This is a genomic window from Vibrio sp. DNB22_10_4, assembly GCF_052879755.1.
In genome coordinates this window covers 233,806-254,319 of the sequence record NZ_JBNNXW010000005.1, presented here as the reverse complement: position 1 = coordinate 254,319, position 20,514 = coordinate 233,806, and the positions used below count along the sequence as shown (strand labels likewise).

The following is a 20,514-nucleotide window of genomic DNA, read 5'->3' as shown; positions in this document are numbered from 1 at the left end:
CCCTTTTATAAGGGGAGGCTAGGAGGGGTAAATGCGTAGGATTCGAAGCGTTCAGAGGGTCAGCTTGGGTAAAGAGCGCAGGTGACAAATCTGAATTGTTACTTGTCGCGACTCCGCCGCAGAGACCCCCTCTAGCTCCCCCTATATTAGGGGGAGAACCATAGGCTAGCTCCTATCGTCGCACCGCCGTTTTATTGAAACCCACGATGTCTAGCCGACGATACTTTCGCACCCTGCGAAATTACAACAATCGCCAACGCAACCAAGTTACCCGCAAAGATAACAACCAGCCACTGAGGCATAGAGAGCGACAAGAACTGCCACACCACTTTTGAACAATCGCCATAAGCTTCAAACAACCATGGTGCCCATTCGTTTAATGGTGCCCAATCTGGGAACGTCACAAACAAATCACAGGTCTTAAATGGGGAAGGGTTGAACTGATAGTCCACGTGCTCAAGTGATAGTGTTAGACCTTTGATAGAAGATGCTCCCCACGCGCCTAACCCAAGCCATCTCAGCAAGGTATTATTGGGGTTAATCAGGCCAATTAACGCAGCGCCGCCGATGCCAAACATCGCAACGCGTTCGTAGATACACATGACACAAGGGGCGAGTTGCATTACATGCTGGAAGAAAAGAGCGCAGATTTCGAAAAAGATAATCGCTAGAAGCAGCAATCCCCAAGACCATCGCGTCTTTGAAAATGCCTTAATGTTCGCTAGAAGTGTCACTGTCACGTCCTTGATAAATAAAAAAAGCTCTGAATACTCAGAGCTTTTTAACGTGGAATAGTTTCACAATCAACTAAAAATTAGTGTCCAGATGAGATAGCGCTCTCAACTACTGCACCAGTGTGCTTAACAATCCAACCTGCTTCATAGAACCATGCAGTCATTGGCTCAACCAGGTAGATGATGCCAAGAAGACCCACAATCGATAGGACGATGGTGTATGGCAGTGCCATGATAACCATACGACCGTAAGAAAGGCGGATAAGCGGTGCTAACGCTGAAGTAAGCAGGAATAGGAACGCTGCTTGACCGTTTGGCGTTGCAACAGATGGTAGGTTCGTACCTGTGTTGATTGCAACACCCAGTAGGTCGAACTGGTCACGAGTGATCACGCCATCAATCAGCGCTGTTTTCACTTCGTTGATGTAAACAGTACCGACGAATACGTTATCGGATACCATCGACAATAAACCGTTAGCAACATAGAACAGTGCAAGCTGAGTGCCTTTGTCTTCGATGTGAAGAACGGCGTCAATGATTGGTTTAAATAGACCTTGGTCAACAATCACAGCAACGATGGAGAAGAATACAGCAAGTAGTGCAGTAAACGGCAGCGCCTCTTCAAAGGCTTTACCCATTGAGTGCTCTTCAATCACGCCGGTAAACGCCGTTGCTAGAACGATAACTGATAGACCGATAAGACCAACTGCTGCTAGGTGCATTGCCAGAGCGACAATCAGCCATACTGCAATTGCGCCTTGGATCCAAAGTTTCGCCACATCTTGCTTGGTACGCGATTTACGTTCTTCACGATCGAATTCAACTAAGATGTTACGCACGTTATCAGGCAATTCTGCGCCGTAACCAAACACACCGATTTTCTCTACAATGAAACAGGTAGCAAGGCCACAGATAAGTACAGGACCCGTAACAGGTAGCATGCGAATAATGAACTCACCAAACTCCCAGCCTGCTTGACCGGCAATGATAAGGTTTTGAGGCTCACCAACCATAGTCATAACGCCACCTAGTGCTGTACCCACACCGGCATGCATCAATAGTGAACGTAGGAATGCACGGTAATCTTCTAGATCGTCACGAGTCAGATCGGTGATTTCACCGTCATGAGTGTGGTCGTGAGACGAGCCGTAGTTCTTACCTGAAGCCACTTTATGGTAGATGGAGTAGAAACCAACTGACACGCTGATAACAACCGCAATGACCGTTAGTGCATCTAGGAATGCAGATAGGAAAGCCGCAGCAAAACAGAAGGCCAAAGACAACACAGCCTTCGAGCGAATGCCAAGCAATATCTTAGTAAAGATGAACAGCAGGAGCTGTTTCATAAAGTAGATACCAGCAACCATGAAGACCAGAAGCAATAATACTTCTATGTTGTTGATCAGTTCATGCATAACCATGTCGGAGCTTGTCATGCCAATTGCGACAGCTTCAATGGCGAGTAAACCACCAGGTTGTAGCGGGTAGCACTTAAGTGCCATAGCAAGAGTGAAAATGAATTCCACAACAAGCAGCCAACCTGCAACGAACGGGTCAACGAGGAAGAAAACAATAGGGTTGATGATTAGGAAAGCGATGATCGCTAGTTTATACCAATCGGGTGCCTTACCAAGAAAGTTCTTGATAAATGCATTTCCAAGGGACATCGGCATGGGAATACTCTTATGTTGTTATTAATCGACAGTAGCAAAGGGTACGAAGAGTATTTGAGTGGGCTTCCAAATAAATCGGCAGAATTAAAAAACTTAGAAAACGAACAAAAATCACGCACTGCATAACGGAGTGGGGAGTATGTTCACTTGCCAAGTCCCTCAGCTGCTAAGCACTCCTTGCTTCGCCCGAAAAGATACTCCTCGGTAAGATTTAGTCAACAAAAATTACCTTTAGACATAATGAAAAAGGCACTTTTTGCCAAAAACGCGATCTATACGAAATAAGCTAGGTATAGCTGCAGTCAATGGTTGATTTTTTTCTTTGTTGACCGTGTTCTGAATGAAACACTGCTCTAGGATGATATGACAATCACAGCTGTCAAAAAAGCATGTTTTTTAGGCTAATTCTTACCAATTCATCGGAAATATCTTATTGATTGGTCAGGTGAATGAAGTTCACTAACATCATGCAATTCAGGAGTTTGTAATATTAATAAAAAGTAAATACTCATGTAATATTCATGCTTCGTACCCATAAATGGATATAGCTGTCTAAATGTCAAAATAGAGTTATTACTCCATTTTGTTATTGTTACATAGATAAGTAGTGTAGGTTTACCAAAATCTGGAAGTAGTGGTATGATGAGTTTCATGTAACGATAAATACAATAGATTGGAAACACCCCATAATGGTAATTAAGGCGAAGAGCCCAGCAGGGTTCGCTGAAAAGTATATTATTGAGAGTATCTGGAACGGCCGTTTTCCACCAGGCTCAATTCTCCCAGCTGAGCGAGAGCTGTCAGAACTAATTGGGGTCACACGAACTACGCTGCGTGAAGTGTTGCAGCGTCTAGCCCGTGATGGCTGGCTAACTATCCAACATGGTAAGCCAACCAAAGTAAACCAATTCATGGAGACCTCGGGTCTGCATATTCTTGATACGCTCATGACGCTTGATGCGGATAATGCGACATCGATCGTTGAAGACCTGCTTGCGGCTCGCACTAACATCAGCCCAATTTTCATGCGCTATGCATTTAAAGCGAACAAAGAAAATGCTGAACGCACTATCGAAGGTATCATTGAGTCTTGCGAAAGCTTGTTGAATGCAGAGTCTTGGGACGCGTTCATTGCGTCGTCACCGTATGCCGATAAACTCAAGGCGCACGTAAAAGATGACGGCGATAAAGATGAAGCGGCACGCCAGGCATCGCTCATCGCTCAAACCTTTAATTTTTACGACTACTCGTTGTTCCAGCGTTTGGCGTTCCATTCTGGAAACCAAATCTATGGTTTGATCTTCAATGGTCTTAAGAAGCTGTATGACCGTGTTGGCTCGTACTACTTTTCAAACCCAGAAGCACGTACTTTGGCACTTAATTTCTATAAAGAGTTGTTAGAGGTATGCCGCACGGGGGATCGTGACAGACTGCCTAACGCTATTCGTCAATACGGTATGGAAAGTGGCCAAATCTGGACTCAGATGAAGACCACACTGCCGAGCAACTTTACAGAAGACGACAGTTAATAGACGTTGATTACGAATAGAGAAAACCGCCGATTGGCGGTTTTTTTATGCCACTGCAATTTTCGGCAGTGTTGAGTAAATCGACTGTGCCACCGTCGTGACCGAGCGGTCATAGCAGTGAAAAATAAGCTCCGACAACTGTGAAGTTATGCGGTATAGACGCTGCTTAAACTCATCAGCTGAGCTGTCTGCGTCGACATCGGCAATGCGCGCCAGTAAATCCTCATGCAGATGCTGCTGCAAGCTTAAATCTTGGCTGATGTGCAGCGCACTGAGCTGGTGGCTTAATTGTTTAATCAGACTACGGATTGCGTTCTGACTGTCTTTTTTTTCCAGCGTTTCAATGTGCAACCGTAATGTGGTGAGCGTGTCCATGTAGGGCACAATGGCCTGCCAGCTTTTGCGCTGAGTAGGCAGCAGGTGAGTTTGGTCATCTGCTTTTGCCCAAGTGGAGATGGTACATTGAACCAAAATCAGCGCATCTCGAATCAATTGACTATGCACCAGTTGATTGTCACGTACAGTTTGCTGTTGCCAGTGTTGAAGTTGCTGCGTGACACACGCCTTAATGTCGCTAAATCCATCTAGGCGATGCAGAGCACGGCTCTCTAGCAGTAGCTGAAGTTGGACACGTGCACTAGTTTGCTGCCTTTGGTTATTGTGTCCGAACAATAAGCTGTAATGGGTCGCTTCTCGGTGCATTCTCAGTAAGGCGATTAGCTTTCTCAGATCTGCTAAACGTCGATAGTAGCATTCGTGACTCACGCCACCTTCTGGCGTCAAGCTGAACATGCGGCGAACCGCGCTGGATGTTTTTCCTAGAGAATATGTCATTGTCGCCTCCATGCGAACGGGGTTAACCCAAGGTTGTGTTTTCATCGAGACCCATTGAAATGGTGCCTTGGGTTATATCCTTAATAGCTTACTTATTGATTATGAAAGGTAAGTGACAAACTCAGACCGTCATTATGTTCGGCACTGGTTGATAGAGATCACTCGCAATTTCACTGACTAGTCCGTCATAACTAGAGAAGATGAGCTCTGACAACTCGGCTGTAAGTTGGTACATAAATTCTTTGTCCAGTGGCGTATCCGAATTTTCAATTAAGGCTTCAATTTTACTGACCGTGGTGCTGTACATAGGTGATGGAACGCTCAATGGTCCAACAAGGCTAAGGTGATTCACTTTGCGGTGCATTTGCTTACAGTAGTGAAGAATGCGCTGCCTGCCGAGTTCAGAGTCTGTGCCATCAATGCAAATACGTAGCTGAGTCAAACAGTCCAATGAATCGATCACGCCTTGCCAAACATTACGATATTCTTGTTCTAGTTCCTCTCGCTCTGAATCTATTAGCCAAGCGGTAAAAATTTCGTCAACCAAGAACAGGGTTTGACGGATCAGTTTGCCGTGGACAATTTGGTTCTTACTGACAGTGTGTTTCTTCCATGAACGAGAAAGCAGCTTGACGTTGCTGTGCAACACTCGATAGAGCGGTTTGTTGTCAAAGTGGGCAATGCTGATCAGTTTGAGACAGCATTCTTCCATCGCCATTTCAATTTTTTCCAATTGTTTGACCTTCTTCTGATCAAACATTAATTGATAGTGAGTCGCGGTGCGATGCTGGCGGATTAGAGTAATGAGATCACGCAATTGCACGATCAATTGATATTTACGCTCTACCTTGGCCTCGGTGATTTTTGCATAGCGATAAATGACAGCCAAAATAGCCACGGATAAGACTAGAGATATCAATACAAACATAACGACCTCCTTTATGTCGTCTAATGTCTTCAAGAGATATAGAGCAAAGGGAGTGCCAAGATGGAATGTTGATATAAAACAGTGACTTAATACTTTTGGGGTAGGGAGAGGTGCTGCGTTTTGGTGCAATTGCACATTATCTGTGAATTAAGTCACAAAAAAAGCCAGCAAGAATGCTGGCTTTAGTCTAGCGATATTAACGTGTTACATCACACGCATGCCTGGCTGAGCACCTTCGTGTGGCTCAAGGATCCATAAGTCGCTACCACCAGGGCCTGCGGCTAGGATCATGCCTTCAGACATACCAAACTTCATCTTGCGAGGCTTCAGGTTTGCTACCATAACAGTTAGCTTGCCTTCTAGTTCTTCTGGTTTGTATGCCGACTTAATACCAGAGAATACTTGGCGAGTTTCTCCGCCAATATCTAGCTGGAACTTAAGTAGCTTGTTCGCTTTTGGCACTTCTTCACAAGAAATGATGCGAGCAATACGCATGTCCACTTTGGCAAAGTCGTCAAACTCGATCTCATCAGCGATAGGATCTTTATCAAGCTCAGTTTGGCTTGCTTTGTTCTTCTCTGCTTCCGCTTTTTCTTTCGCCGCAACTTCTGCCGCCGCGTCTTCTTTAGAAGCTTCAATCATCGCTTCCACTTTCTTAGGATCGATGCGGTTAAACAGGGCTTTGAACTTAGTGATTTCGTGACCAGTAAGCGGCGCGGCAATACCTTCCCACGTTAGCGTTTCGTTTAGGAATGCTTCTGTACGCGCTGCCAAATCTGGCATAACTGGCTTCAGGTATGTCATCAGAACACGGAATAGGTTAATACCCACTGAACAGATGTCTTGAAGCTCTTGGTCTTTGCCTTCTTCTTTAGCAACAACCCAAGGTGCTTTCTCGTCAACGTACTGGTTCGCTTTGTCAGCCAGTGCCGTGATTTCACGGATTGCACGACCAAACTCGCGAGACTCGTAAAGCTCTGCGATGCGGTCAGCGGCTGCAACGAATTCGTTGTATAGCTCAGGCTCAGCAAAGTTGTCAGAAAGCTTGCCTTCGAAACGTTTGCTGATGAAGCCAGCGTTACGAGAAGCTAGGTTAACAATCTTGTTGACGACGTCAGCGTTAACACGTTGCGTGAAGTCTTCCAGGTTAAGGTCTAGATCGTCGATACGGCTGTTTAGCTTAGCAGCGTAGTAGTAACGTAGACACTCAGGATCCAAGTGGTTTAGGTACGTTGCCGCCTTGATGAAGGTGCCTTTCGACTTAGACATCTTAGCGCCGTTTACCGTCACGTAGCCGTGAACGAAAACGTTATTTGGCTTACGGAAGCCACTGCCTTCTAGCATTGCAGGCCAGAATAGGCTGTGGAAGTAAACAATGTCTTTACCGATGAAGTGGTAAAGCTCAGTCGAGCTGTCTTTTTTCCAGTACTCATCGAAATCGAGATCGTCACGTTTGCCACAAAGGTTTTTGAATGACGCCATGTAGCCAACAGGGGCGTCTAGCCAAACGTAGAAGAACTTGTTCTTTTCGCCTGGGATTTCGAAACCGAAGTAAGGTGCATCGCGAGAGATATCCCACTGCTGCAGACCTGACTCGAACCACTCTTGCATCTTGTTCGCTGTTTCAGATTGAAGCGAGCCAGAGCGAGTCCACTCTTTTAACATGCTTTCAAACTGAGGCAGGTCGAAGAAGAAGTGCTCGGAGTCTTTCATGACTGGTGTCGCGCCAGACACGGCTGATTTAGGATTAATCAGTTCAGTTGGGCTGTAGGTTTCGCCACAGTTATCACAGTTGTCGCCGTATTGATCTTCCGACTTACATTTCGGGCAAGTACCTTTAACGAAGCGATCCGGTAGGAACATCTCTTTTTCTGGGTCAAACAGCTGAGAAATAGTGCGGCTAGAAATGAAGCCATTCTTCTTCAGCTCAAGGTAAATATGAGATGCCAACTCGCGGTTCTCGTCTGAGTGCGTGCTGTGGTAGTTGTCAAAACTGATATCAAAGCCAGCGAAGTCTTTTTGGTGCTCTTCACTAACTGCTGCGATCATTTCTTCCGGCGTGATCCCCATCTGCTGAGCTTTCAGCATGATTGGTGTGCCGTGAGCGTCATCAGCACAAATGAAGTTTACTACGTTGCCACGTAGACGTTGGTAGCGCACCCAAATATCCGCTTGGATATGCTCAAGCATATGACCTAGGTGGATAGAGCCGTTAGCGTACGGAAGTGCACAAGTGACCAACAGTTTTCTTGGATCGGTTGCCATACTTAGTTTCGCTTTCTTTATTCAGAGTAAAAATATTGGCTAATACTACATGATGCGTGGCATGACTCCAAGGTATCCGACATCAATCTCCCCAACTTTTTTAGGGTTCTGGTTCGGCTAAGTGAGTGCTAATCTTAGGAAGATTAGCTAAAGACTAACAATAATAAGGAATGCATGATGCGCACGTTCGAATCGAAACAAGATTTTTGCCAATGGCTAGGGGAGTTCAGCCACTCAAACCTCAAGCTGGGATGGAGTGAAGTCCCTGATGTAGTTAAGGTTGCAGCCTCGGGTGAGTTTCAAATTGCTCTGCCGTTTGCCAACCTCTCTGCGCGAGAGGCGTTGGCTCGCTGGATTGAGGGCAAACAAGCCTCTGGCGAAGTTGCTAAGTTTCCTTTCTCCGTATCCGTCAGTACCAAAGCACTTGAAACTACAGTCGCGACGGAAATCAAAGGCGTGAAAAACGTCATTGCGGTGACTTCGGCAAAAGGTGGTGTGGGTAAATCGACGACGGCGGTCAATCTAGCATTGGCAATCAGTCAGTTGGGAGCAAAAGTCGGTATTTTGGATGCCGATGTATACGGCCCTTCTATCCCTATCATGCTTGGTCAAATCGATGCGCATCCAGAGGTGCGTGATGGCAAATGGATGCAACCAGTGCCGGCACATGGTATTTACACGCAATCTATTGGGTACCTGATGAGCACTGACGATGCAGCAATTTGGCGTGGCCCTATGGCGTCTAAAGCATTAGCTCAGCTTCTTAATGAAACGGAGTGGCCAGATTTGGATTACTTGGTTATCGATATGCCACCGGGCACAGGGGATATTCAGCTGACCTTATCTCAGCAAATACCGGTAACGGGCGCACTTATCGTTACTACGCCGCAAGATCTTGCTTTGGCGGACGCGATTAAAGGCGCAGCTATGTTCGAGAAGGTTTCGGTACCTGTGGTCGGTATTGTAGAGAACATGAGCTATCACATCTGTAGCCAATGTGGCTCTAAAGAGCACATTTTTGGGGCTGGCGGTGCAGAGTGGATGGCGGCTAAATTCGGTTTGAATCTTCTTGGTCAGGTACCACTTCATATCGATATTCGCGAGTCGATTGATAATGGTGCGCCAACGGTAGTTTCACAGCCAGAAAGTGAGCATGCAACCATCTATCGAGAGCTTGCTGAAAGAGTCTGCTCGGATCTATTTTGGAGTGGCAAACCGAAACCAGACTCAATCTTGTTTAAGATGGTCGAATAACTCGATATGAATTTAATTGGTTATTAAGCAAACAGTGCGTTGGTGGGTAATCGATTGCATTTTTTCATTCTTCGATCTGAGACAAAATTGAACGTCAAATAAGTGAGATATCGACTAGTATCTATTGAATGATGTCCATATAATTACGCGGTTTTGTCCTCACCACCATATATGTACTAGGTGCAAAGAATGTCTGATAATAATCAATGTGTCATCGTCGGTATCGCTGGCGCTTCTGCTTCTGGAAAAAGCCTCATCGCGAGCACTATCTATAATGAACTTCGCGAGAAGGTTGGCGATCATCAAATCGGTGTCATCACGGAAGATTGTTACTACAACGATCAAAGTCACTTGAGCATGGAAGAGCGTGTTAAAACCAACTACGACCACCCAAATGCTCTTGACCACGATCTACTTTGTGATCACCTAGAGCAGTTGATCAATGGTGAAGCGGTTGAAGTACCAGAGTACAGCTACACTGAGCACACACGCACTGAAAATAGCACCTCTATGACACCAAAGAAAGTGATCATCCTTGAAGGTATTCTACTGCTGACAGATCCTCGTCTACGTAAACTCATGCACGCGACAGTGTTCATGGATACACCACTTGATATCTGTCTACTGCGCCGCGTTAAACGTGACGTTGAAGAACGTGGTCGTACAATGGAATCTGTTTTGAAACAGTACCAATCGACAGTTCGTCCTATGTTTATGCAGTTTATTGAACCGTCAAAGCAACACGCGGACATTATTGTTCCACGTGGCGGTAAAAACCGTATTGCAATCGACGTGTTAAAAGCGCACATCGCTAAACTACTTCGTGCATAATCCTGACTCAGTTCGGATTGAAAACGCACAATGAACGCGGTGAGAATGTCCTATAATAAATAGGTGCTTGAACGGCGTTTAAATTGCTTTATTTTTTAACTAATTAGTGGCACTTTATGTGCCACTTTTTGTTTTTAGGTTTTCAGCCTTGCAAGGAAGTTGCTAATGAAAAAACTCCTCCTCATTCTCGCCATCCCAGTGCTGGTGATCGTGTTGGGTGTCGCCGCACTGGTGATGTTCGTCAACCCTAATCAGTTCAAACCTATGCTCGCTGAGCAAGTGAAAAACCAAACCGGTCTAGAGCTTGAAATCAGCGGTGACATCAGCTGGCAGTTCTTTCCGTCGGTAGGCCTAGAGCTCGGCCAAACTAGCCTTAAAAACCCACAAGGTTTTCAAAACCCAAATCTATTTAGTGTAAGCCAAGTCGGCGTCAGTGTGGCTGTGATGCCGCTACTCGATAAAACGTTGGAGATTGGCTCGATAACGTTAGATGGCGCGCAGGTTTATTTAGAAACCCTTAAAGATGGCAGCTCAAATCTTGATGCCTTGACGGCAGCGCCGCAAACAGAGACGGTTGCAGATCCTGCTGCGACCAGCGATGCGCCAGCGGAAGCGTCCACATCAGCCGCCGATGGATGGCAGATTTCTCTATCTGGTGTCACAGTGTCAAATGCGCTGCTTGAGGTATCAAACGCGCAAACAGGGACTTTCACTAAGCTTTATGATGTGGGCTTGAATGTGACCGAGTTCGCAGTCGACCAATGGACGACGGCGAACTTTGAGCTTAAAGGCCAAAATAACGATCAGCAGTTCACAGCAAAAGGTACCGCTGACTTTAAATTGGCGCAGGGCTTTGCTGAGTATGCACTTAAGAACATTGAGTTTGATGCAACCTACAAGGATGCGGCAAACCAGATTCAGCAAGCGCAGTTAAAACTGGCGACGTTTGAATTTGATAAGCCAAATGCCATCGATTTCTCAATGAAAGGCAATGCTGCTGATCTCACCTTTGATGCGAAAGGCGGTACTACGTTTACCGTTGATAAAGCCATCTCACTGGTTAAGCTGAGCGGTTTATCATTGGATTCGACCTTAAACGGTGCTGCGTTGCCGCAGTCGCCTATGAAAATCACTATGGCTTCGGATCTCAGCTTTGACTTGAATAAAAGCTTCCTTGATTTTGTATTGCAGAAATTGACCGTCAATAAGATTGAGCTGGATGGTAAAGCAACGGTGCAGTTGGCGGACATCCCTAAAGTGCGCTTCTCACTGCATAGCCCAAATATCGATTTAGATGAGTTTTTGGGCTTGAACCAAACAGCTGCTAGCACTGACTCTAAAGGTGGTGAATCTGGAACGGGTGATTCGGGAACGAGTGCGCCTGCACAAGAGGTTGAACCTGATTTAACGGCGCTTAGCGGTTTGGATGTTCAAGGTAAGATCACTATCGATAAATTCAAAGCGGGCAATGCTCATATGCAGCAAGTGAAGACCGATTTTGCTGTGAATCGCGGCGTGGCTACGCTGAACTCTTTCAGCTCGCAGCTTTACGGTGGTTCCATTACGGCAACTGGCAAGCTGGATGCGCGCAAGTCACCAGCATCATACAGCGCAGTGAAACGTATCAAAGGCGTCAAAGTGCAGCCATTGCTGGTTGATGTGGCAAACAACGATATGTTGGAAGGCACGGGCAATATTGATGTTAATGTCAAAGGTAAAGGTCTTGCACCCACTGCGATGAAGAAGAACTTGTCGGGTACGGTGAAAATCAACTTTGCCGATGGCGCAGTTAATGGTATCAATGTGGCGCAGCTTATTCGTGAAAACTACGCTCGCTTTAAAGGCCAGTCTTTGGATGGAGAAAAAGGCCCTAAGAAAACCGACTTTAGTGCGATGAAAGCAACACTCAAGCTCGCCAATGGTGTGGTGTCGACTAATGATATGACGGCGGAATCGCCGCTACTGCGTTTGAAAGGTGATGGCTCTGCTAATTATATTAATGAGACGGCTGACTTTGTCGTGAGCACTTCGGTTGTTGGTACCCTTGAAGGGCAGGGCGGCCAGAATATCGATGAGCTGAGAGATGTCACGATTCCAATTCGAATCACCGGTGCGTGGACGGATCCGAAATTTGCGTTGGTGTTTGACGATGTGCTCAAAGAGAAAGCTAAAAAAGAAGTCGAGCGTGCCACTGAGCGATTAGGCATTAAAGATGAAAAGACGAAAAAAGCAGTAGATAGCCTGCTAAAAGGTCTCTTTAATTAACCTATCTTTTTAAACAAAAAATGCCAGCCTTTCGAGGCTGGCATTTTTCTTATCGGTATGTGGTTACCAGTGTAGGTCGAGATCTTGTTCTGTCTCGACGATGGTTTCCCATTGGGTAATCAACTCAGCAACTGTTGCCATGTCGACCATTTTGCTATCGATCGCACCATCGGGTCTGCGAATGGTTAGCGATACGCTTGATGGTTCTGTGCTGGGTTCAACGGCGTCCCAACACTCTGTGGAGTCCTGCATGCTTTGTATTGGTCCCCATCCTAGGACAAACTGATGCTCGCTCGTATGCATCCAAAGGGTCAGAGTACAACTTTCCATAAAACTCTCCGTGTTAATGTTATGTTGCATTTATGTTTAATTTAAACGAAATACAAACCATTGTCATGCACGAATTATCCTATTTTGTACCCCATATGAGTTACCAATCAACACCTTTAAGTGCTTTCACACCAGATTCAAAGGCGTGCTTAACGTTTTTCACTTCGGAAACGGTGTCCGCCATTTCAATCAGTGTTCGATGCGCGGCGCGTCCGGTGATAATGACTGACTGCATAGCTGGGCGCTTATTGAGTGCCTCGACGACTTCATCAAGCTCAATATAACCATAACTCACCATGTAGGTCAGTTCGTCAAATAAGACGACATCAATAGACTCATCTTGCAGCATACGCTTGCATTCTTGCCAGACGCCTTGAGCCGCTTCAGTATCCGCAGCTTTGTTTTGGGTTTCCCAAGTAAAGCCCGTCGCCATCACTTGAAATTCAACACCAAGCTTTTCGAGTAGGTTACGCTCACCGTTGTCCCATGTCCCTTTGATAAACTGTGCCACTGCACACTTTTTGCCGTGTCCAACGGCGCGTGCGACTGTGCCAAACCCTGATGTCGATTTTCCTTTACCGTTTCCGGTGATGATCAGTAGCAGGCCTTTCTCAATTTGAGCATTGGCGATTTTCTGATCGACATTCTCTTTGACTTTCTGTTGGCGCTCTTTATGACGCTGCTGCTTAGACTCTTCCGACATTGACATAGGGGTTCCTCAAATTTGTTGTGTCTAAGCTCCATCATAAAGCAAACCCAAAAGAAAAAAACGGGATAAATCCTAAGGGATTATCCCGTTTTATGTACTGGTTTGATTTTGCGTTTTGCCTTTTATCCTTTGTCTTTTCCCCTTTGCTTCTTAGTAAAGGTGCTATGCACCTAATCGCGCTCGCACGACTTGCTCACAGCGATCGACATCTTTGACATGTTTTGGCACCACTAAAATGGTGTCGTTGCCTCCGATAGTTGCGAGGATGTCGGCGTGTGGGTCGATATCGATGAGTCTCGCTATCAATTGTGCACTACCTGGGTGGGTCTTGATCACCACCAACGATTGATTGTTAGTGATGAGTTCGATTTGAGAAGAGATAGAAGAATCAACGCGAACCGAGCTGCTTTCTGAGGTTAAGCAGTACGCTTTTTTGCCACAAGCATTTTGCATTTTGACAACGCCAAGCTGGGCAAGAAGGCGTGAGACTGTAGATTGGCTGATCCCATGGTAGCCAAGAGCGACAAGGGCTTGCCTAAGTTTGTTCTGGGTTGTGAAGCTTTGTTGTTGCAGCAGATTTTTGCACACTTCGGTGAGTTTTTTCTCATCGACAGTAGGGTTGTCTAAATCAGGAGTGTCGTACATGTTTCACCTACTAAATAGTAAAACTCATCCTTGAGGTGGTTTTATGTGTTGTTATTTATTATTAATAGCAACTCATACACTATCAAATTGTGAAAAAGTAAAATATATGCCCATTTCTCATTTTGACTGCAGGTTATTGTTTAATCACTCAAAAGCGAGAGAAACCCCTCGCTTTCGTTCGTGCTATAGAATAAGTGGATTATTGACCTAATGTCGCCACCATAACGGCTTTGATGGTGTGCATTCTATTCTCTGCTTCATCAAACACGATAGAGTATGGAGACTCAACCACTTCATCGGTCACTTCACACCCTTGTGATAGCTCTGGGTAGTCAGCGGCTAGGCCTTTACCCACGGTGGTATCTTCACCATGGAAGGCTGGTAGACAGTGCATAAACTTCACGTTTGGATTACCCGTCGCCTTAATCACATCCATATTGACTTGGTAAGGCAACATAAGTTTGATGCGCTCTGCCCAAGCTTCTTTGGCTTCACCCATGGACACCCATACGTCGGTGTACAGGAAGTCACAGCCTTGCACGCCTTCTTGCACGTCTTCGGTTAGGACAATCTTCGCCCCTGTGTCTGCTGCGATGGTTTGGCATTGCTTAATTAGAGACGCTTCAGGCCAGAATGCTTTTGGCGCTACAAGGCGGATTTCCATACCCATTTTTGCCGCACCTACCATGAGTGAGTTACCCATGTTATTGCGCGCATCACCAAGGTACGCGAAGGTAATCGCACTTAGTGGTTTGTTCGGCGAATGCTCCATCATAGTCATAAAGTCAGCCAGAATTTGAGTTGGGTGGAACTCATCGGTTAGCCCATTCCAAACAGGCACGCCAGCGTACTGACCTAATTCTTCAACGATTGATTGACCATACCCGCGATACTCGATGCCGTCGTACATTCTGCCCAATACACGAGCGGTATCTTTCATCGATTCTTTGTGGCCAATCTGAGAACCGGTAGGACCAAGATAGGAGACTTGCGCGCCTTGATCGAATGCTGCAACTTCAAACGCGCAGCGGGTGCGAGTCGACGTTTTTTCGAAGATAAGCGCGATGTTTTTACCTTTAAGGCGTGGCTGCTCATAGCCGTTGTACTTGGCTTTTTTAAGCTCAATGGACAGCTCTAACAAATGACCGATTTCGCGAGGCGTGAAATCAAGGAGTTTTAGGAAGTTACGATTACGAAGATTGAAAGCCATAATAGTGTCCTTTTCTGTCTTAGCGGTGGCTCATACCGCTTAAATTGAGCCAGCGCGTCATATCATTGTGATGGAATGTGAATTAACGTTTGGTAATAACTGTGCCTGCATTGCCTTCTAGGATGCGAAGGCCGTCTTCTAATGAGCCAATGCCAACCATTTTTCCGCCTTGCTGAATGAACTCACAAGAGGCGTCAATTTTTGGTCCCATTGAGCCTGCATCAAACTGATACTGGGAAAGCTCTGCTGGAGTCGTGGCGTGCAGTGGACGCTGCGTTGGTTGACCCCAGTCGAGGTACACCGCATCGGCGTCAGTCAAGATCAACAGACGATCTGCGTTGAGCTGCTTCGCTAGGAATGCAGCCGACATGTCTTTGTCGATCACGGCTTCTACGCCAACCAATTTGCCTTCTTTGCGCGTAACTGGAATACCGCCGCCGCCAGTACAGATAACTAAATGGCCTTGTTCGATTAACGAGGTGATCGCTTCATGTTCAATAATGCCTGTTGGCTGAGGGCTTGGTACTACACGTCGGAAATGTTGGCCATCGGGCTTAATCGTCCAGTGATACTTCTCAGCGAGCTCACAAGCTTCTTGTTTCTCATAAATCGGACCAATCGGCTTAGTCGGATCTTGAAACGCGGGATCTTTGGGATCGACGGTCATTTGAGTTAGCATGCAGGTGACGTTTCTCTCCGGCATTTGGTTTTTGAACTCTTGCATCAACATATAGCCGATCATGCCTTGCGTTTCGCTGCCAAGTACGTCAAGTGGGTACGGGTTGACCTTTTTGTACTCCAGTCCTTGCAGCGCCAGTAAACCAACTTGAGGGCCATTTCCATGCACCAATACGACATTATATTGCTCAGCAATTTTAGCGATGGTGTTAACCGCGACTTCAATATTGTGTCTTTGCACTTCCGCTTCGAGTGGCTCGCCTCTTTTTAGCAGTGCGTTACCGCCAAGAGCGACGACAATGGTTTGTTTTTTCATAGTCTTTATCCAGAGCAGTTGAGTCTTAGGGAATGGTTAAATACCATCACGTTCAATAGGACAGCTCATGCAGCGAGCGCCGCCACGGCCACGGCCAAGTTCATCACCTGGGATAGGCAGTACAGTGATACCGGCTTTGTCGTATTTCTCATTGGTGTAGGTATTGCGCTCGTAGCCAATGACCACACCTGGCTTCACGGTAAGTACATTGTTGGCATCGTTCCACTGCTCACGTTCGGCTTCAAAGTTATCGCCGCCGGTAGTAATAAGATTGAGCTTGTCGACTTGCAGCGCTTTTTCGATAGTTGAGATGTACGAGCTTTGCTGAGCGGCTTTGACGCGACCAGATTCATCACCGGTTAAACTCCAGCACTTCACATCATCTGGAATCACATTCGGATAGACCGAGAAAGTATCTTCACGCATGTGTGTCATCACGGTATCGAGATGCATGCAAGAGCGATCTTTTGGAAGCTCTAATGCGATCACTTGTTTTGCCTCGCCATGTCTAAACAGACTAGACGCTAAGTGCTCAACGCCCTGCGGAGTGGTGCGTTCAGACATACCAATCAGAACGGCGCCTTTACCAATGACCAGCACGTCACCACCTTCGATAGTCGAGTGGTCATACGCCAAAGGTTCATCACCGAAGTACTTAATAAAATCTTGACCAGCGAACGTTGGATGCCAGCGGTAGATAGCGCGAAGATGGTTGGTTTCGCGTTGACGGGCGACCTTCGCCATCGGGTTAATTGACACGCCGCCATATACCCAGCATGAGGTATCGCGGGTAAACAGATGGTTCGGTAGTGGGTCGATAATGAAGTCGTTCTTTTTGTACAGTGATTGCAGCATTGAAGATGATTCAAGTGGCATTTCACCGAAAGACAGACCGCCAGTAAGCACTTTCGCGAGCTCAAGGTTTGGCAGGTCGCCTAAGTAGCATCTCACATCATTCGCGAAGGTTGCGCCATAGCGAAAATCGGATACTTGGGTGTTTAGCAGCCAATCTTTCGCTTCTGGAATCGCTAGTGTTTCTGCGAGCAAGTGAGTCAGTAGTAAGACCTCAACGCCCTGGGATTCTAGCGTTTTTGCAAACACGTCATGTTCTTCGCCGGCTTTCTCGACAGCAAGCACATCATCGAAAAGGAGCTGGTGGCAGTTTGATGGAGTTAAGTGTGTGAGAGCACGGCGTGGACGGTGAATTAACACGCGACGTAGCTGACCAACTTCAGAACCAACATAGAGTTTATTCATAATCAAGTCTCTCTAATATTTATTAAAACTCATCGAGTTTTATGTAGGGTATTTATTATTAGCTTCGCTGTGGTGGTTATAATATGAAGCAAAATATTCAAGCCGTATTAGATCGCGATCACACATATTATCGCTGCAAACTATCGCTATTTGAGGGTGCTGTTAACAATATCTATTCGGAATTAGTTGAATAGACAATGGGTTAAAATAGGACTTTTATGGGAATAATATGCAGGCTTTCTTGCCAAGATAGTGAATTGTTCAAGGATGGAAGAAATTCAATTCGCATTAGTTTATTTAATGTTGGTGGCTAATGCGACAAAATATGCATCGCCCTCTACTAGTTAGTGGTTTTTCTCACGTCAAAACGTCATTTGTTAACAGGATTTCAATCAAATATGTGATTCATATCACTGTTTAGTCTCAACCCAAGGCCCAAGAGTCCAGATCCTAGAACCTTGAGCCGGGTTTAATACAAAAAAGCCCGCTGACAGGCAGCGGGCAACACATTGGGGTAATTGAGTTTAGTTAGCCGAGTAGGGTACCTAGGCTTAACATGACGACGCAGAACACGGTTAGAATTGCCATAAGCGGTGCGACCCACTTGAGCCATCGCGCATAAGGAACTCGCGCTATCGCGAGGCCTCCCATGACCACTGCCGAGGTTGGGGTGATGAGATTGACCAGCCCAGACGCCGATTGATAGGCAGTAATAACCAGATCTCGTCCAACACCTGCAAAGTCACCCAGTGGCGCCATAATTGGCATGGTGAGTACCGCAAGCCCTGACGTTGACGGCACTAAGAAGGACAATAGAATTTCTAAGAAGAACATGACGTTAATAAACACCACGGATGAGAGCCCGGTAACGATATGTTCGGCGGAGTTCAGTATGGTATCGGTGATCATGCCTCTATCCATCACCACTACAATACCTCGCGCAATACCGATAATCAGTGCCACGCCCAACAAATCGCGCGCTCCTTCAATGAAGTTATCGATAAAGGATTCTTCACTCATCTTAGCGACGAGCCCTACCAAAATTGATGCGGCCAGGAACATGGCTGAAATTTCGGCCATCCACCACCCAGCAACCGATACGCCATAAATCATCACAGCAAATGAGCCACCGAAAATGGTGAGAATGACTTTACGGGTAGCGGTGAACTCTAGCGATTCATCGCCTTTATTGCCAAGGAAGTGTGCTTTATTTTCTTCGTACTTATCGTAAACAATCGATTTGGTTGGATCGGCTTTGACCATCTTGGCATAGCGCATCACATAAGCAACGCAAATTACCCAGCCAACAACCAACATCGCCAGACGCAACATAATGCCCTCAGTAAAAGGTATGCCGGAGGCGTTAGCTGCGATGACCGTTGCAAAGGGGTTAATGGTTGAGCCCAGAACGCCGATACCAGCGCCAAGCAAAATAGTCGCTGCGGCTACTAAGGGGTCAAATCGCGCAGCCATCATGACAGGCACCAGCAGGGTGTAAAATGGCAGCGACTCTTCCGCCATACCATACACAGTGCCGCCAGCAGCGAACAGTGCCATGAGGATGGGGATCATTAACTCTTCTCGTCCTTCAAGGCGGCGAGTAACGCGTTCGATACCGGCATCAATCGCGCCGGTTGCGGTGACAAGACCTAAGAAACCACCAATGACGAGCACAAATAGCGATACATCGATAGCACCCGCTTCATAGCTGTTGTGGTCGTAAAAGCCGTCAATCGGTGCAAGTAGCACATCAATAGGGGTTTGTGGATTGCTTTCTACACTGGCGTAGGTGCCAGCAACTGGGACTTCTCGACCTAGGTCTTCATTCATTTCCCGCTCATATTGGCCGGCAGGAATGATCCAGGTCATCAGTGCCACGATGGCGATCAGCGCAAATAATATGGTGTAGGCAGAAGGGAACTTGAAACGAGTAAAAAAGCCGCCAGACTTTTTCGGTTCTTGGACGACGTGGGCGGTCATAGCATTCTCCTTAGCAGGAAGTGCTTTCTTCCCGCTTAGCTGTACGTTTAACGTTCAATTACCACATTGAAGCTATAAGAATTACTAATCTAAGTAGTGGCTAAAAAGTACTATGGATAGGCGGAAATAACTTTAGACTTGCTCACAAAAAACCATCGGTAAAAATAACGACAATTTTTTGTGGGGATATTAAATTCAAAGGGATGAAAAAATATGGGGTGACGTAGTTGATAGACTATTACGTCACCCATTCATACGGATATTTATGCAAGAAATCGATATTTATGCAAATTGTTAATTTGTTGATGTTGGTCAATAAATAACTCGGTTTAGAATATTCACTATATCGACCGTTAATGCGTTTAAGCGCTTGATTTGTCGTATTGAGCTTCAAGCTCTGCGGCTTTTTGCGCGGCAGGACGCTGTTGAAGCGTCGCGAGATAAGCGGCCAATGCAGGATAGTCGCCAAGAAGCTCTAGCTGAGCAGCCACCTCGACAATCCAAGACAGCAGAATATCAGCTGCGGTAAATTGCCTGCCAACCAACCAAGTATTGGCTGTTAGGTGATCGTTGAGGTAACCCAAGATCAGCGCCAACTCTTGTTTACTGTAGCCATCGAGAAAGCGTGTTTCAGTGCCGTCAATCTTTAGGAAGTAGTGGAGTAAAAGCGGCAACGCAGCTGAGCTTTCTGCGAAGTGCAGCCACTGTAAGTAAAGCGGATACTCCGCTGAATCTTGCGCTGGTGCAAGAGAGGCGGAAGAAAAACGCTGCGCCAAATACTCGGTAATGGCACCGGATTCCGCCAACACTTGGCCATTTTCTTCGATAACCGGTGACTTACCCAGCGGATGAATCGCTTTGAGTTCTGCTGGTGCTAAATTGGTCACCGCGTCACGTTGGTACGCTTTGACTTGATAGGGAACGTTAAGCTCTTCAAGCAGCCAGATAATGCGCTTAGAGCGTGATTTGTTGAGGTGATGCAGGGTAATCATGAGTCGCTAGCCTTTTGTGTAGGGTGTTTTCTTCCGATTGTTTACGTAGCACACTAGCAAGCTGGAATTTAAATTGCAATAAAT

The 20,514-nt window shown here is 46.3% G+C and carries 17 protein-coding genes; 4 read left to right on the top strand and 13 right to left on the bottom strand.

Annotated features, from left to right (window positions below):
• Positions 1–191 precede the first annotated feature (191 nt).
• On the bottom strand, positions 192–734 hold the full coding sequence (gene dsbB / locus ACVA6Q_RS15060) for a disulfide bond formation protein DsbB (protein WP_446648065.1): 543 nt from the start codon (positions 732–734) through the stop codon (positions 192–194).
• Between the two features lie 80 nt (positions 735–814).
• A complete protein-coding gene (gene nhaB / locus ACVA6Q_RS15055) occupies positions 815–2,407 on the bottom strand; it encodes a Na(+)/H(+) antiporter NhaB (RefSeq protein WP_446648064.1) in 1,593 nt (530 codons plus the stop codon).
• Positions 2,408–3,096: 689 nt separating this feature from the next.
• Here nhaB and fadR point away from each other — a divergent pair.
• Positions 3,097–3,936 (top strand): fatty acid metabolism transcriptional regulator FadR, encoded by an 840-nt coding sequence (gene fadR / locus ACVA6Q_RS15050; RefSeq protein ID WP_353498156.1) that lies wholly within the window; start codon positions 3,097–3,099, stop codon positions 3,934–3,936.
• A 45-nt stretch (positions 3,937–3,981) separates the two neighbouring features.
• Here the strand turns inward: fadR and ACVA6Q_RS15045 are convergent, their stop codons facing one another.
• From ACVA6Q_RS15045 to metG, 3 genes are all read right to left on the bottom strand, one after another.
• Complete coding sequence (locus ACVA6Q_RS15045) at positions 3,982–4,770, bottom strand: hypothetical protein (RefSeq protein WP_446648063.1); 789 nt, start codon at positions 4,768–4,770, stop codon at positions 3,982–3,984.
• Positions 4,771–4,891: 121 nt separating this feature from the next.
• Positions 4,892–5,698 carry a hypothetical protein gene (locus tag ACVA6Q_RS15040; protein ID WP_446648062.1) on the bottom strand — a complete coding sequence of 269 codons (807 nt, stop codon included), beginning with the start codon at positions 5,696–5,698 and terminating at the stop codon, positions 4,892–4,894.
• Between the two features lie 204 nt (positions 5,699–5,902).
• A complete protein-coding gene (gene metG, locus ACVA6Q_RS15035) occupies positions 5,903–7,963 on the bottom strand; it encodes a methionine--tRNA ligase (RefSeq protein ID WP_353498159.1) in 2,061 nt (686 codons plus the stop codon).
• Positions 7,964–8,140: 177 nt separating this feature from the next.
• Between metG and apbC the strand changes: the two genes are divergently transcribed.
• From apbC to ACVA6Q_RS15020, 3 genes are all read left to right on the top strand, one after another.
• The gene (gene apbC, locus ACVA6Q_RS15030; RefSeq protein ID WP_446648061.1) at positions 8,141–9,217 is read left to right on the top strand and encodes an iron-sulfur cluster carrier protein ApbC; all 1,077 of its coding nucleotides are present in this window, start codon (positions 8,141–8,143) and stop codon (positions 9,215–9,217) included.
• Between the two features lie 189 nt (positions 9,218–9,406).
• Positions 9,407–10,048: a uridine kinase gene (udk, locus tag ACVA6Q_RS15025; RefSeq protein WP_353498160.1), complete on the top strand. Its 642-nt coding sequence runs from the start codon at positions 9,407–9,409 to the stop codon at positions 10,046–10,048.
• Between the two features lie 165 nt (positions 10,049–10,213).
• Positions 10,214–12,313, top strand: a complete 2,100-nt coding sequence (locus ACVA6Q_RS15020) for an AsmA family protein (RefSeq protein ID WP_446648060.1) — start codon at positions 10,214–10,216, stop codon at positions 12,311–12,313.
• A gap of 63 nt (positions 12,314–12,376) precedes the next feature.
• Here ACVA6Q_RS15020 and ACVA6Q_RS15015 read toward each other — a convergent pair whose 3' ends face one another.
• The 8 genes from ACVA6Q_RS15015 to ACVA6Q_RS14980 all read right to left on the bottom strand — a co-directional run bounded on the left by ACVA6Q_RS15015 (position 12,377) and on the right by ACVA6Q_RS14980 (position 20,430).
• Complete coding sequence (locus ACVA6Q_RS15015) at positions 12,377–12,643, bottom strand: hypothetical protein (protein WP_446648059.1); 267 nt, start codon at positions 12,641–12,643, stop codon at positions 12,377–12,379.
• Positions 12,644–12,743: 100 nt separating this feature from the next.
• Positions 12,744–13,352: a cob(I)yrinic acid a,c-diamide adenosyltransferase gene (gene cobO, locus ACVA6Q_RS15010; RefSeq protein ID WP_353498163.1), complete on the bottom strand. Its 609-nt coding sequence runs from the start codon at positions 13,350–13,352 to the stop codon at positions 12,744–12,746.
• Positions 13,353–13,514: 162 nt separating this feature from the next.
• Positions 13,515–13,997 (bottom strand): arginine repressor, encoded by a 483-nt coding sequence (locus tag ACVA6Q_RS15005; protein WP_353498164.1) that lies wholly within the window; start codon positions 13,995–13,997, stop codon positions 13,515–13,517.
• 199 nt (positions 13,998–14,196) lie between these two features.
• On the bottom strand, positions 14,197–15,207 hold the full coding sequence (locus tag ACVA6Q_RS15000; protein WP_446648058.1) for an ornithine carbamoyltransferase: 1,011 nt from the start codon (positions 15,205–15,207) through the stop codon (positions 14,197–14,199).
• 82 nt (positions 15,208–15,289) lie between these two features.
• Entirely contained in the window at positions 15,290–16,201 is a 912-nt protein-coding gene (gene arcC, locus ACVA6Q_RS14995; protein ID WP_446648057.1) for a carbamate kinase, read from the bottom strand.
• A gap of 36 nt (positions 16,202–16,237) precedes the next feature.
• Positions 16,238–17,458 (bottom strand): arginine deiminase, encoded by a 1,221-nt coding sequence (arcA, locus tag ACVA6Q_RS14990; protein WP_446648056.1) that lies wholly within the window; start codon positions 17,456–17,458, stop codon positions 16,238–16,240.
• Positions 17,459–17,986: 528 nt separating this feature from the next.
• Positions 17,987–19,438, bottom strand: coding sequence for a YfcC family protein (locus ACVA6Q_RS14985; protein ID WP_353498168.1), 1,452 nt, complete (start codon positions 19,436–19,438; stop codon positions 17,987–17,989).
• 362 nt (positions 19,439–19,800) lie between these two features.
• Entirely contained in the window at positions 19,801–20,430 is a 630-nt protein-coding gene (locus ACVA6Q_RS14980) for a glutathione S-transferase family protein (RefSeq protein ID WP_446648055.1), read from the bottom strand.
• Positions 20,431–20,514 lie beyond the last annotated feature (84 nt).